Raw genomic sequence first — 14,370 nt, 5'->3', positions numbered from 1 at the left:
CCCGGCCGGTTTTGGGCTGCTCTTGGGTTAATCGGTTGAGGTAACGCGGGTGGAGTGTCGGACGATGAGGGTCCATGCGTCCTGACGACCGCCGACACCGAGAGACCGAGCGTGCTCATACGACTCCTGCGGACCTACCTGGCTCCGTACAAGAAATCCATCGGGCTGCTGGTGCTGCTGCAGTTCCTGCAGACCTGCGCCGCGCTGTACCTGCCCACCTTGAACGCGGACATCATCGACAACGGTGTCGTGGACGGTGACACCGGCTACATCCTGGAGTTCGGCGCCCTGATGCTGGGCGTCACGGTCGTCCAGGTGGTGTGCAACACGGGTGCCGTCTTCTACGGCGCGCGGACCGCCGCCGCGCTCGGCCGTGACGTGCGCGGCGCCGTCTTCGACCGCGTGCAGTCCTTCTCCGCGCGGGAGGTCGGCCAGTTCGGGGCGCCCTCGCTGATCACGCGGACCACGAACGACGTGCAGCAGGTCCAGATGCTGGCCCTGCTCTCCTTCACGCTCATGGTGTCGGCGCCGATCATGTGCGTCGGCGGCGTCGTGATGGCCCTCGGGCTCGACGTGCCGCTGTCGGGGGTGCTGCTCGCAGTGCTGCCCGTGATGGCCGTCGTGCTGTCGCTGATCATCCGCAGGCTGCGGCCGCTGTTCCGGTCGATGCAGGTCAAGCTGGACACCGTGAACCGGGTGCTGCGCGAGCAGATCACCGGCAACCGCGTCATCCGCGCCTTCGTCCGCGACGACTTCGAGAAGGGCCGGTTCGGCGCGGCCAACCAGGACCTGACGGAGACCTCCCTCGCGACCGGCCGGATCATGGCACTGATGTTCCCGTTCGTCATGACGATCGTGAACGTCGCCTCGATCGCCGTCGTCTGGTTCGGTGCCCACCGCATCGACGGCGGCAGCATGCAGATCGGCGACCTGACCGCCTTCCTCGCCTACCTCATGCAGATCGTGATGAGCGTGATGATGGCCACGTTCATGTTCATGCAGGTGCCGCGCGCCGAGGTGTGCGCCGAGCGCATCCAGGAGGTCCTCGACACCTCGTCGAGCGTCGTCCCGCCGGCCCCGGCGAGCGCCGTCCGCGCGCTGCGGCGCCACGGCCACCTGGAGATCCGCGGGGCGGACTTCGGCTACCCGGGCGCCGAGGAGCCCGTGCTGCGCGGTGTCGACCTGGTCGCGCTGCCCGGCGAGACCACCGCGGTCATCGGCTCCACGGGCAGCGGCAAATCGACGCTGCTCGGCCTGGTGCCGCGGCTGTACGACACCACCGCGGGCGTCGTGTACGTCGACGGGGAGGACGTCCGCGGGATCGACCCGGAGCTGATGGCCCGCACCGTCGGACTCGTGCCTCAGAAGCCGTACCTGTTCTCCGGGACCGTCGCCTCGAACCTGCGCTACGGCCGGCCCGACGCCACCGACGAGGAGCTGTGGCACGCGCTGGAGGTCGCGCAGGCCAAGGAGTTCGTCGGCAGGCTGGAGGGCGGGCTCGACGCGCCGATCACCCAGGGCGGCACCAACGTCTCCGGCGGCCAGCGCCAGCGCCTGGCCATCGCGCGCACGCTCGTGCAGCGGCCGGAGATCTACCTCTTCGACGACTCCTTCTCCGCGCTCGACTACGCCACCGACGCCGCGCTGCGCCGTGCGCTCGGCGCAGAGACGGCCGAGGCGACCGTGGTGATCGTGGCGCAGCGGGTCGCGACCATCCGCGACGCCGACCGGATCGTCGTCCTCGACGAGGGCCGGGTCGTCGGCGAGGGCCGCCACCACGAGCTGATGGCCGGCAACGAGACCTACCGGGAGATCGTCCTCTCCCAGCTGACGGAAGCGGAGGCCGCCTGATGAGCGGGCCGATGGCGGCGCGGATGGCGGCCGGTGCGCCCGGTTCGCGCTCGATGGACTTCAAGAACTCCGGCAAGCGGCTGCTCACGCGGCTGGCCGCGCACCGTCCGGCGGTGGCCGCCGTGCTGGTCGCGGTGGTGATCAGCGTCGGCCTGTCGGTGGTGGGGCCGAAGATCCTCGGCCACGCGACCGACCTGCTCTTCGGCGGGATCATCGGCGGGAACCTGCCGGCCGGGCAGACCAAGGAGCAGGTCATCGCGGGCCTGCGGGCCAGGGGTGACGGCGGCATGGCCGACATGCTCGGCGGCGTCGACTTCACCCCTGGCCAGGGCGTCGACTTCGACGCGATCGGGCAGGTGCTGCTGCTGGCCCTCGCGGTCTTCGCGGTGGCCGGTTTCGCGATGATGATCGGCACCCGGCTCGCCAACCGGGTCATCAACCTCGCCGTGGCCCAGCTGCGCAAGGAGATGCAGGCGAAGCTGGCGCGGCTGCCGCTGTCGTACTACGACCGGCAGAAGCGCGGCGAGGTGCTGAGCCGGGCGACCAACGACATCGACAACATCGGGCAGACGCTCCAGCAGACGATGGGGCAGATGCTCAACTCGCTGCTCACCATCGTCGGCGTCCTCGTGATGATGTTCTGGATCTCCTGGCTGCTCGCGCTGGTCGCGCTGGTGACGGTGCCGCTGTCGGTGCTCGTCGCGGCGAAGGTCGGCAAGCGCTCGCAGCCGCAGTTCGTCCAGCAGTGGCGGACCACGGGCGTGCTGAACGCGCACATCGAGGAGATGTACAGCGGCCACAACCTGGTGAAGGTCTTCGGTCGGCAGAAGGAGTCCGCGGAGCAGTTCGCCGAGCAGAACGAGGCGCTGTACGAGGCCTCATTCAAGGCGCAGTTCAACAGCGGCATCATGCAGCCGCTGATGTTCTTCATCTCGAACCTGAACTACGTCCTGGTCGCCGTGGTCGGCGGCCTGCGGGTGGCCTCGGGGTCGCTGTCCATCGGCGACGTGCAGGCGTTCATCCAGTACTCGCGGCAGTTCTCGATGCCGCTCACCCAGGTCGCCTCGATGGCGAACCTGGTGCAGTCGGGCGTCGCCTCGGCCGAGCGGATCTTCGAACTGCTCGACGCCGAGGAGCAGTCGGCGGACCCCGTCCCCGGCGAGAAGCCGGCGGACCTGCGCGGGCACGTCGAGTTCGAGCACGTCGCCTTCCGCTACGAGGAGGACAAGCCGCTCATCGAGGACCTGTCGCTGACCGCGGAGCCGGGCCACACGGTCGCCATCGTCGGGCCGACCGGCGCGGGCAAGACCACGCTGGTCAACCTGCTGCTGCGGTTCTACGAGGTCACCGGCGGGCGGATCACGCTCGACGGGGTCGACATCGCGCGGATGGACCGGGACGACCTGCGGGCCGGGATCGGCATGGTGCTCCAGGACACCTGGCTCTTCGGCGGGTCGATCGCGGAGAACATCGCCTACGGCGCGGCGAAGGACGTCACCCGGGACCAGATCGAGGAGGCGGCGAAGGCGGCCCACGCGGACCGGTTCATCCGGACGCTGCCCGAGGGGTACGACACCGTCATCGACGACGAGGGGACGGGGGTGAGCGCCGGGGAGAAGCAGCTCATCACCATCGCGCGGGCGTTCCTGTCCGACCCGGTGATCCTCGTGCTCGACGAGGCGACCTCCTCCGTCGACACGCGGACCGAGGTGCTGATCCAGAAGGCGATGGCGCGGCTGGCGGCGGGGCGGACCTCGTTCGTCATCGCGCACCGCCTGTCGACGATCCGCGACGCGGACACGATCCTCGTGATGGAGAGCGGGGCCATTGTGGAGCAGGGCTCGCATGATGACCTGGTTGCCGCGGGTGGGGCGTATCAGCGGCTGTACGAGGCTCAGTTCGCTCAGGCCGTCGCTGAGATCGACTAGGCGCCGTAGGGGCGTGGGGTCGTTCGTCGTGTACCGGTCTCGTCGTGGCTGGTCGCGCCCGCGCGGCGGAGCCGCATATCGGCACAGCCCCGCGCCCCTGTCGGCGCGCCCCTTCGGGGCTGCCTCCCTCTCAGTCCAGGTAGCCCCTCAGCTGGTCCGCGAAGGCGTGGTCCCTGAGTTTGTTCAGGGTCTTCGACTCGATCTGGCGGATGCGCTCGCGGGTGACGCCGAAGATGCGGCCGATCTCCTCCAGCGTGCGGGGGCGGCCGTCTGCGAGGCCGTAGCGGAGCTGGACCACCTTGCGCTCGCGCTCGCCGAGGGTGGAGAGCACGGCCTCCAGGTGCTGCCTGAGCAGGAGGAACGCCGCCGACTCGACGGGGCTGGTCGCGTCGCCGTCCTCGATGAGGTCGCCGAGCGCCACGTCGTCCTCCTCGCCGACGGGGGCGTGCAGCGAGACCGGCTCCTGCGCGAGGCGCAGCACCTCGCTGACGCGCTCCTGCGGGAGGTCCAGGTGGGCCGCCACCTCCTGCGGGGTCGGCTCGTACCCGCGCTCCTGGAGCATCCGGCGCTGCACGCGCACGACCCGGTTGATCAGCTCGACGACGTGCACCGGGACCCGTATCGTCCGCGCCTGGTCGGCGAGGGCGCGGCTCATGGCCTGGCGGATCCACCAGGTCGCGTACGTCGAGAACTTGTAGCCGCGGGCGTAGTCGAACTTCTCGACCGCCCGGATGAGACCGAGGTTGCCCTCCTGGACCAGGTCGAGCATGGTCAGGCCGCGGCCCACGTACCGCTTGGCGACCGAGACGACCAGGCGCAGGTTCGCCTCGATGAGGCGGCGCTTGGCCATCCGGCCCATGACCACCAGCCGGTCCAGGTCGAGAGCGAGCCGGGAGTCCAGGTCGCCGGCGCGGGCGAGCTTCTCCTCGGCGAACAGGCCCGCTTCGACGCACCGCGCCAGCTCCACCTCCTCCGCCGCCGTGAGCAGCGGGATGCGGCCGATCTCGCGCAGGTACTGGCGGAACAGGTCGGAGGACGGGCCGCCGGTCTCCGTGCGGGTGCCGCGCACCGGCTCGGGCGGCTCGACCGGCTCGGTCTCGTCCGGTGCCCCGGCCGCGGGGGCGGCCTCGGGGTGGTGTGCCGCCCGGCTCTGCGGCGGGACCGGCGGGTGGGCGCCGCCGTCCGTGTCGCCTTCGGGGTCGGCGAGGGCCTGCGCTGTGCTGTCGCTCTGGCTGAGGGTCTGGGTCTGCACGGGGGCGACCTCCAAGGTGATCGCAGCTGAGGCGTGCGGCAGGGGGGCGGGGACCGCGGCCGCGCCGCTGTCCTTCCCGAACGCGATGAGCGGAACCGCGGGGGCGCCGGACCCGGTGTCCGGGGCCCGGCCGCGGTCCGGGGACTCAGGCACCGGACCCAGTGTGGAGTACGACACAGTGCCGCCACGAGGGGCGTGCGGCGACTTTCTGAGTCCGGTGCGTGACCGCACGGTTACCGAACCGTACGAGTGCCCGCTCTGCCCGGCCCCGAACGGGCCGAAACGGCGCGCGGCAGCGCGGACCGGCTCCTACAGCGCCTGCGCGCCCCGCTCGCGCAGCGCCTGGTCGTACTGCTGGAGCACCCACAACTCGTTCTGCACGGTCGCCAGTTGCGCCGGGTCGCCGCCGGAGCCGAGGCGGGTGAAGGTGCCCTGCACGTCGCGGATGCGACGCTCGACGGCCCGGCGGCGCACGGTGACGAGCTGCTCGCCCGCGTAGGCCTCGTCGACCGTCTTGCGGTGGATGGCCTCGACGGCCAGCTCCGTCACCATCGCCCGCACGGCGTTGTCCGGGGCCGCCTCGCGGACGCGGACGAGGTACTCGTGCGGGTCGTGGACGCCCTGCTCGGCGCCGCCCGCCTCCAGGACGGCCTGGCGCACGGCGGCGTAGGGCGCGGCGGTGAACTCGTCGATCCCGTACGCGTCGAAGGCCGGGGAGACCAGCTGGGGGTACTGGAGGGCCAGCTTGAGCAGTTCGCGCTCGGTCGCGTATACCGGGTTGCGCAGGGTGAGCGCCGGGCCGCCGAAGGCGGGGGCGGGCGCGGCGGGCGCCGGCTCCGGGCGGCCGCGGCCCGCGGGCGCGGGCGCGGGGCCCTTGCCGCCGCGGTCGCGGGCCCAGCGGGCCAGCTGCGCGACGCGCTTGACGACGAACTGGGTGTCGAGGATGCCGAGCATGCCCGCGAGCTGCACGGCGACCTCGTGCTGCGAGGCGCTGTTCTTGATGCGGGCGACGACCGGCGCGGCCTCGTCCAGGGCGGCGGCGCGGCCCGCGGGGGTCTCCAGGTCGTAGCGCCCGACGATCTGGCGCAGCGCGAACTCGAAGAGCGGGGTGCGCGGCTCGACCAGCTCGGCGACGGCCGCGTCGCCCTTGGCCAGGCGCAGGTCGCAGGGGTCCATGTTGTCCGGCGCGATGGCGATGTACGTCTCGGCGGCGAACTTCTGGTCGTCCTCGAAGGCGCGCAGGGCCGCCTTCTGCCCGGCCGCGTCTCCGTCGAAGGTGAAGATCACCCGGGCCGAGCCGTTGTCCATCAGGAGCCGGCGCAGGATCTTGATGTGGTCGCCGCCGAAGGCGGTGCCGCAGGTGGCGATGGCCGTGGTGATCCCGGCCAGGTGGCAGGCCATGACGTCGGTGTACCCCTCGACCACGACCGCGCGGGAGGTCTTGGCGATCTCCTTCTTCGCGAGGTCGATGCCGTAGAGGACCTGTGACTTCTTGTAGATCGGGGTCTCGGGGGTGTTCAGGTACTTCGGGCCGTTGTCGTCCTCGCGCAGGCGGCGGGCGCCGAAGCCGACGACCTCGCCGCCGATGTCGCGGATCGGCCACATCAGGCGGCCGCGGAAGCGGTCGATGGGGCCGCGGCGGCCCTCCTGGGAGAGCCCGGAGAGCGTCAGCTCCTTGTCGCTGAAGCCCTTGCCGCGCAGGAAGCGGGTGAGGTGGTCCCAGCCGGCCGGGCTGTAGCCGACGCCGAAGTGCGCGGCGGCGGCCTGGTCGAAGCCGCGCTCGGCGAGGAAGGCGCGGCCGATCTCGGCTTCCGGGGACTCCAGCTGCTCGGCGTAGAACTGCGCGGCGACCTTGTGCGCCTCGACGAGCCGGATGCGCTCGCCGCGCTGGTGCGAGGGGTTGTACCCGCCCTCCTCGTAGCGCAGGGTGATGCCGGCCTGGCCGGCCAGCCGCTCCACGGCCTCGGAGAAGGTGAGGTGGTCGACCTTCATCACGAACGTGATGGTGTCGCCGCCCTCCTGGCAGCCGAAGCAGTGGAAGAACCCCTTGCTCGGGCTGACCTGGAAGGACGGGGACTTCTCGTCGTGGAAGGGGCACAGCCCCTTCAGGTTCCCGCCGCCCGCGTTGCGCAGTTGCAGGTACTCGGAGACCACGGCGTCGATCGGGACCGCGTCCCGAACCGCCTTCACGTCCTCGTCATTGATCCTGCCTGCCACGCATGAATCCTACGGCCCGCCGCCGACACTCCCGCTCACCCCTCACGTACCCCTCGCCCGCCCCCCGCTCACCCCGGCAGGAGGTCGCCGAGCGGGACCGTCGGGTCGCACAGGCGGTCGGTGCCGGGCCGCGCGCCGGCGCGGATCAGCTGCTGGATCCGGTCCGTGACGTCCCACACGTTCACGTTCATCCCGGCCAGCACCCGGCCGTCCTTCAGCCAGAACGCGATGAACTCGCGCTTGCCCACGTTGCCGCGGAGCACCACCTGGTCGTAGCTTCCGGGGGGCGCCCAGCCCGAGTACTCCAGTCCCAGGTCGTACTGGTCGGAGAAGAAGTAGGGCACGCGGTCGTACGTGAGGTCCTTGCCGAGCATGGCGCGGGCCGCGGCCGGGCCGCCGTTGAGCGCGTTGGCCCAGTGCTCGACGCGCAGGGTGCCGGGCTCCGGCGCGAAGCCCGGGTGCGGGAGCGCCGCCACGTCGCCCGCGGCGTAGATGTCGGGGTCGGAGGTGCGCAGGGAGGCGTCGACGGCGATGCCGCCGCCGTGCTCGCGGGCGGCCAGGGTGAGGCCCGCGGCCTCGGCGAGCGCGGTGCGGGGGGCGGCCCCGATCGCGGCGAGCACGTCGTGCGCCGGGTGCTCCTCGCCGTCGTCGGTGTGGGCGGCGAGGACCATGCCGTCCTGGCCGCTGATCCCGGTGAGCCGGGCGCCGAAGTGGAAGCGGACGCCGTGGTCGCTGTGGAGCTCGGTGAAGATCTGGCCGACCTCGGGGCCGAGCACGGCGTGCAGCGGCGTCGGCGCCGCCTCCACCACCGTCACCTCGGCGCCGTACTCGCGGGCGGCGGCGGCGACCTCCAGGCCGATCCAGCCGGCGCCCGCGACGACGAGGTGGCCGTTGTCCCGGCCGAGCGCGGCCAGCACGTTCTTCAGGCGCTCCGCGTGGGCCAGGCGGCGCAGGTGGTGGACGCCGGCCAGGCCGGTGCCGGGGATGTCGAGCCGGCGCGGTTCGGCGCCGGTGGCCAGCAGCAGCTTGTCGTAGTTGATGGTGGTGGAGTCGCCGAGCCGCACGGTCCGCGCGGCGCGGTCGATCGCGGTCACCGTCTGGCCCAGGTGCAGCTCGACGTCGTTGCTCGCGTACCAGGCCGGATCGTGGACGAAGGCCTTCTCCCGCGCCTCCTTGCCCTGGAGGAACCCCTTCGACAGGGGCGGGCGTTCGTACGGGTGGTCCCGCTCGTCGCCGATCAGGATCACCCGCCCGGTGAAGCCCTCCGCGCGGAGCGTCTCGGCGGCCTTGGCGCCGGCGAGCCCTCCTCCGACGATGACGAACGTCTGGTCCGCGTCGACCACTTGATGCCTCCTCGTTGCGCTGCCGTCATATGCGAGCGTCCCGCACGCAGCGTGATGCGGGAAGGGGGCGTGGCCCGATCAGGGCAGCTTTCTCCTGCGATGTCCGCGAGATCCGTCACGCCCAGTGGTCGGCGACGAGGTGGGCGTGCAGGGACCGGGCGGAGGCGTCGGTGAGGGAGGCGATCTGGTCGACGATGACGCGCTTACGGGTCCGGTCGTCGCCCGCGTCGTCGAACAGGGCCCGGAACTGCGGGTCGAGGCCCTCCGGCGCGCGGGCCGCCAGCGCCTGCGCCAGCTCGGCGACGACGACGCGCTGGTCGGCGCGGAGCCGCTCCTGCTGCGGTCGCTGCATCACGTACCGGTCGGCGACCGCCTTGAGGACGGCGCACTCGTGGCGGGCGGCGCGCGGGACGACGAGCTCGGCGCCGTACCGAGTCAGCCGTCCCGTCCCGTACCGCGCCCGCGTCGCGGTCTCCGCGGCCAGGCAGAACCGGCCGATGAGCTGGCTGGTGGCGTCCTTCAGGCGGGCCTGGGCGACCGCGGTGCCGTCGTAGCCGTGCGGCCACCACTCCTGGTCCAGGAGCCGGTCGAGGGCGGCGGCCAGCTCGGCGGGGTCGGTGTCCTCGGGCACGTACCGGCCGCGGGCGACGGCGAAGATGTCGGCGCGCTCGGGCTCGGCGTGCAGCAGGTTCGGGTCCAGGTGGCCGGCGTGCAGGCCGTCCTCCAGGTCGTGCACGGAGTACGCGACGTCGTCCGACCAGTCCATGACCTGGGCCTCGAAGCAGACCTGGCGGCCGGGTGCCGCGCTGCGCACCCAGTCGAAGACGGGCCGGTCGTCCTCGTAGACACCGAACTTGGCGGAGGCCGGGTCGCTGGGGTGTCCGCCGCGCGGCCACGGGTACTTGGCGGCGGCGTCGAGGGCGGCCCGGGTCAGATTCAGCCCGACGCTGACCAGCTCGCCGCTGTCGGGCGAGCGGATGAACCGCTTGGGCTCGATGCGGGTGAGCAGCCGCAGCGACTGCGCGTTCCCCTCGAACCCGCCGCAGTCCTGCGCCACTTCGTTCAGCGCCTGCTCGCCGTTGTGCCCGAAGGGCGGGTGCCCCATGTCGTGCGCGAGGCAGGCCGTCTCGACGAGGTCGGGGTCGCAGCCGAGGGCCGCGCCCAGCTCCCGGCCGACCTGGGCGCACTCCAGGGAGTGGGTGAGCCGGGTGCGGGGGCTGGCGTCCCAGTGGCGGCTGCGGGTGCCCGGCGTGACGACCTGGGTCTTGCCGGCGAGCCTGCGCAGCGCCGAGGAGTGCAGGACGCGGGCGCGGTCGCGCTGGAACGCGGTGCGGCCCGGACGCTTGTCGGGCTCCGGGGCGAAGCGCTCGACGTCCGCTTCCTCGTACGTGCCGCAGCCTTCGTCCGTGGTCTTCATGCCCTGACAGTAAGGCCCGCCGCCGACAGCGTGGCGCGGGGCCCGGACCGGTCAGGCGGGCGCCAGGCGGCGGACGGGCGGCGCCGGGGCGCGCAGGGCGCTGTCGTAGCGGTGCAGGACGAGCCGGGCCAGGCCGGGGTGGGCGCCGAGCGGGGCCGCGACGAGCCCGTCGAACTTGGTGGCGGCCTCGGTGGCGAAGCGGCCCGGCGCGGTGAAGTAGGAGGCGAGCGCCGTGTGGTGGCGGCCCTGGGCGGCGAGGGCGCGGGCCGCCGCCGCGACGCCGGGGCCCGGTCCCGAGGCGTAGGCGGGCAGCACCGGGACGCCGAGGCGCCGGGCGAGGAGGGCCGCCGTGCGGCGGGTGTCGACGGCGGCTTCGGGGTCCCGGGACCCGGAGGCGGCGAGGACGACCCCGGTACGGCGCCGCTCGCGCTCGCCCGGCGCGTCGGGCAGGCCCGCCTCGCGGAGCCGGTCGTGCAGGGCGGCCACCAGCAGCGGGTGCGGGCCGAGCGGTCCGGTGACCCGGGTGCGCAGGTGCCCGGCGGCCTCGGCGGCGGCGGGCAGGTCGTGCTTGACGTGGTACCCGCGGGAGAGCAGCAGCGGCACCAGGACGGCCTCTCCGCCGGCGGGCAGGTCGGCCAGGACCTCCGGGAGCAGCGGTTCATTCAGTTCGATGTGGCCGAGGCGGACGGCGAGGCGCGGCCGTCGGGCGCGCAGCAGCCGCACCAGGGCGCGGACCGTGGCCAGGGCGCGCGGGTCCCGGCTGCCGTGCGCGACGAGCAGGAGCGCGGGGGGCTGCGAGCCGGGTCCGGACCGGGCGCCGGGCAGGTCGCCGCTCGTTTCGCTGATCATGGTGAGGTTCCCGCCGTCCTTGCCGCGTGGGTCGAGGTGTGCCGACGCGTCGGTCATGCGGCGATCCTGCCGCCCGGGCGTTGCCGGGCTGTTGCGCGGGGGTCACGACGGGTTGCGCGCGCTTCACGGCGGGCGGGGGCGCGGGGTGAGCGGCGCGGGTGGCGGGCGGCGGCCCGGACGCACGGGGGCGAACCGTTTCACCCCGTACGGCGTCTCCCTCCTGCGAAGACCGTCCGTCATCGCTGCCGACGTCCACCGGGGGTTCCCGTGCGCCTACGCCTGTCCCGCCCGCGCTGGTCCCGTACGCGCCGGGGCCGGCGGCGGGCGGTGCAGTGCTTCATGGCCGTCTGCGTGCTGGCGCTGTCCCCCTCCACGTGGCTGTTCGTGTCGACCGGCGACCGGCTGCGGTCGGTGGCCGACGTACCGCGCACGGACGTGGCGGTGGTGTTCGGGGCGGGCCTGTGGCAGGGCGAGCCGTCGCCCTATCTGGCGCACCGGCTGGACGCGGCGGCCGCGCTGTACCGCGCGGGCCGGGTCCGTGCCGTGCTCGTCACGGGGGACAACAGCCGCACCGACTACGACGAGCCGGACGCGATGCGGAGCTATCTGACCCGGCACGGGGTGCCGGGGCGGGCGGTGGTCAGCGATTATGCGGGCTTCGACACCTGGGACTCGTGCGTCCGCGCCAAGAAGGTCTTCGGGGTGGACCGGGCGGTCCTGCTCAGCCAGGGCTTCCACATCCGCCGGGCGGTGGCGCTGTGCGAGGCGGCGGGCGTACGCGCGTACGGGGTCGGGGTCGCCGAGCGGCACGACGTGACCTGGTACGCGGGCGGGGCGCGGGAGGTGCTGGCGGCGGGCAAGGCGGCGCTCGACGCGCTGGTCCGCCCCGACCCGCACTTCCTGGGCCCTCGGGAGGACGGCGTCCGCCGGGCGCTGACCGCACCCCGCTGACGTCACGGCGACCCGAACGGCGCCGGCCGCACCCCGCTGACCCCGCCGCGTCCCGGCCCCCGCGATCAGATACGCCGCTCACGCACAGCGGGTGACAGCCCGGAACCAGCCCCTTGCCCGAACAGGGGACCCCGATGCGGTCGCCGCGGCCCGCGCCCCGGGCAGTCGTACGTCTGCACGCACGTTGTGGATGGTCGCGCAGTTCCCCGCGCCCCTGAGACGCGCACTGCGTGCGCCGTCTCATCGGCGCCCATGGGGCTGTGGTGAAGCCGGGACCCCGGGACGGCTCCGCCGGCCCTGCCACGACCGCCCGGCGTCCGCCTGGCGCCGCCGACCTCACAGCGGTCCGCGGCGCAGTGCGAGATGTGCGTACCGGCCGTGTAACCGGCGCCGCCCGCGCCGCGTAACACGAGCCGCGCACCCTGGCGCCATGCCCACGCACGCCGCGCACCCGGCCACCGGACCCACCCACTCGCACTGCCCGTACTGCGCGTTGCAGTGCGGGATGACGCTGACGCCAAACGCGGCGGGCGCGGGTGTGACGGTCGCGGGGCGGGCGGACTTCCCGGTGAACCGGGGGGCGTTGTGCGGCAAGGGCCAGAGCGCGGCCCAGGTCCTGAGCGCGGGGGCCCGCCTGACGACTCCCCTGGTCCGCTCGGCCGCGGGCCGGCTGGAGCCGGCCGGCTGGGACGAGGCGCTGGAGGCGGTCGCGGCGGGCCTGGCCCGCACCCGGGCGGCCCACGGCGCGGACGCGTGCGCGGTCTTCGGCGGCGGCGGGCTCACCAACGAGAAGGCGTACGCCCTGGGCAAGTTCGCCCGCACCGTCCTCGGCACGTCGCAGATCGACTACAACGGCCGCTTCTGCATGTCGTCGGCGGCCGCGGCGGGCCTGCGGGCGTTCGGCCTCGACCGGGGCCTGCCCTTCCCGCTGGAGGACATCCCGCGCACCGGCTGCGTCGTCCTGGTCGGCTCGAACCCGGCCGAGACGATGCCGCCGGCGCTGCGCTACTTCGCGGAGCTGAAGGCCAACGGCGGCACGCTGATCGTCGTCGACCCCCGCCGCACCCGCACCGCCGACCTCGCCGACCTGCACCTGGCGCCGCGCCCCGGCACCGACCTGGCACTCGCCCTCGGCATGCTGCACCTGGTGGTGGCCGAAGGCCGGGTCGACGAGGAGTACGTGCGCGAGCGCACCGCGGGCTGGGAGCCGGCCCGGTCCGCGGCGATGGCGCACTGGCCGGAGTACGTGGAGCGGGTCACCGGTGTCCCGCTCCCCCACCTGCGCGAGGCGGTGCGCCTGTTCACCGCTGCCGGCCACGCGATGGTGCTGACGGCCCGCGGCCCCGAGCAGCAGTCGAAGGGCACCGACACGGTGGGCGCCTGGATCAACCTGGCGCTGGCCACCGGCCGCCCGGGCCGCCCGCTCTCCGGGTACGGCTGTCTGACCGGCCAGGGCAACGGGCAGGGGGGCCGCGAACACGGCCAGAAGGCCGACCAGTTGCCGGGCTACCGCAAGCTGACGGACCCGGCGGCCCGCGCCCACGTGGCGGAGGTCTGGGGCGTGCCGCCCGCCTCCCTGCCCGGCCCGGGCCGCTCGGCGTACGAACTCCTGGACGCGCTCGGCGACGACGTCCACGCCCTGCTGGTCATGGGGTCGAACCCGGTGGTGTCGGCCCCCCGGGCGGCGCACATCGAGGGCCGGCTGCGCGCGCTCGGCTTCCTGGCGGTGGCGGACGTGGTCCTGTCCGAGACGGCCGAACTGGCGGACGTGGTGCTGCCCGTGACGCAGTGGGCGGAGGAGACCGGCACGACGACGAACCTGGAGGGCCGGGTCCTGCTGCGCCGCCGCGCGCTGGCGCCGCCGCCCGGCGTCCGCTCCGACCTGGACGTGCTCCGCGACCTGACGGCCCGCCTGGCACCGGAGCGGGAGAAGGGCTTCCCGACCGACCCGCAGGAGGTCTTCGACGAACTGCGCCGGGCGTCGGCGGGCGGCCCCGCGGACTACGCGGGCATCTCCTACGCCCGCCTGGAGCGGGACGAGGCGCTGCACTGGCCCTGCCCGGAGCCCGGGCACCCCGGCACTCCCCGCCTCTTCCTCGACCGGTTCGCCACCGAGGACGGCCGCGCCCGCTTCGTCCCGGTGACGCACCGCCCGGCGGCGGAGGAACCCGACGCGCAGTACCCGCTCCACCTGACGACGGGCCGGGTCGTGGCGCAGTACCAGTCGGGGGCGCAGACCCGCCGCGTGGCCGAGCTGAACAAGGCGGCCCCGGGCCCGTTCGTGGAGCTCCACCCGCGGCTGGCCGCGCGCCTGGGCATCGCGGAGGGCGAGACGGTGACGGTCACCTCCCGGCGCGGCGAGGCCAGCGCCCCGGCCCGCCTGACGCCGGCGATCCGGCAGGACACGGTCTTCATGCCGTTCCACTGGCCGGGCCGGGGCCGGGCCAACACGCTGACGAACCCGGCCCTGGACCCGACGTCGGGGATGCCCGAGTTCAAGGTGTGCGCGGTCCGCCTGGAGCGCGCGCAGCCGCGGGACTGACGCGTCCGGGCCGCCGCACC

General features: G+C 73.7%; 9 protein-coding genes. 4 read left to right on the top strand and 5 right to left on the bottom strand.

Translation table 11 applies throughout. The annotated features are described in order from the left end of the window. Nucleotides 1-111: 111 nt before the first annotated feature. Entirely contained in the window at nucleotides 112-1,851 is a 1,740-nt protein-coding gene (locus ACIBW6_RS14165; RefSeq protein WP_399059554.1) for an ABC transporter ATP-binding protein, read from the top strand. Then, nucleotides 1,851-3,779 carry an ABC transporter ATP-binding protein gene (locus ACIBW6_RS14160; RefSeq protein ID WP_399059553.1) on the top strand — a complete coding sequence of 643 codons (1,929 nt, stop codon included), beginning with the start codon at nucleotides 1,851-1,853 and terminating at the stop codon, nucleotides 3,777-3,779. The genes ACIBW6_RS14165 and ACIBW6_RS14160 overlap by 1 nt, the downstream gene beginning before the upstream one ends. A 130-nt stretch (nucleotides 3,780-3,909) precedes the next feature. Here the strand turns inward: ACIBW6_RS14160 and ACIBW6_RS14155 are convergent, their stop codons facing one another. From ACIBW6_RS14155 to ACIBW6_RS14135, 5 genes are all read right to left on the bottom strand, one after another. Further along, nucleotides 3,910-5,184 (bottom strand): RNA polymerase sigma factor, encoded by a 1,275-nt coding sequence (locus tag ACIBW6_RS14155; protein ID WP_399059552.1) that lies wholly within the window; start codon nucleotides 5,182-5,184, stop codon nucleotides 3,910-3,912. 156 nt (nucleotides 5,185-5,340) lie between these two features. Next, nucleotides 5,341-7,248 carry a DNA primase gene (dnaG, locus tag ACIBW6_RS14150; RefSeq protein ID WP_399059551.1) on the bottom strand — a complete coding sequence of 636 codons (1,908 nt, stop codon included), beginning with the start codon at nucleotides 7,246-7,248 and terminating at the stop codon, nucleotides 5,341-5,343. Nucleotides 7,249-7,316: 68 nt separating this feature from the next. Continuing rightward, nucleotides 7,317-8,591, bottom strand: a complete 1,275-nt coding sequence (locus tag ACIBW6_RS14145) for an NAD(P)/FAD-dependent oxidoreductase (protein ID WP_399059550.1) — start codon at nucleotides 8,589-8,591, stop codon at nucleotides 7,317-7,319. Nucleotides 8,592-8,706: 115 nt separating this feature from the next. Next, entirely contained in the window at nucleotides 8,707-10,008 is a 1,302-nt protein-coding gene (locus ACIBW6_RS14140) for a deoxyguanosinetriphosphate triphosphohydrolase (RefSeq protein ID WP_399059549.1), read from the bottom strand. 51 nt (nucleotides 10,009-10,059) lie between these two features. Further along, nucleotides 10,060-10,914: a sirohydrochlorin chelatase gene (locus ACIBW6_RS14135; protein ID WP_399059548.1), complete on the bottom strand. Its 855-nt coding sequence runs from the start codon at nucleotides 10,912-10,914 to the stop codon at nucleotides 10,060-10,062. 282 nt (nucleotides 10,915-11,196) lie between these two features. Between ACIBW6_RS14135 and ACIBW6_RS14130 the strand changes: the two genes are divergently transcribed. Next, nucleotides 11,197-11,808, top strand: a complete 612-nt coding sequence (locus ACIBW6_RS14130) for a vancomycin high temperature exclusion protein (protein WP_399059546.1) — start codon at nucleotides 11,197-11,199, stop codon at nucleotides 11,806-11,808. A gap of 430 nt (nucleotides 11,809-12,238) precedes the next feature. Further along, entirely contained in the window at nucleotides 12,239-14,350 is a 2,112-nt protein-coding gene (locus ACIBW6_RS14125) for a molybdopterin oxidoreductase family protein (protein WP_399059545.1), read from the top strand. The last annotated feature ends 20 nt before the right edge of the window (nucleotides 14,351-14,370 follow it).

The sequence above is a fragment of the Streptomyces sp. NPDC049813 genome (genome assembly GCF_044465085.1).
Classification (GTDB): Bacteria; Actinomycetota; Actinomycetes; order Streptomycetales; family Streptomycetaceae; genus Streptomyces.
Note: the sequence above shows the minus strand (reverse complement) of the source record. Positions and strands in the feature narration are given on the sequence as shown.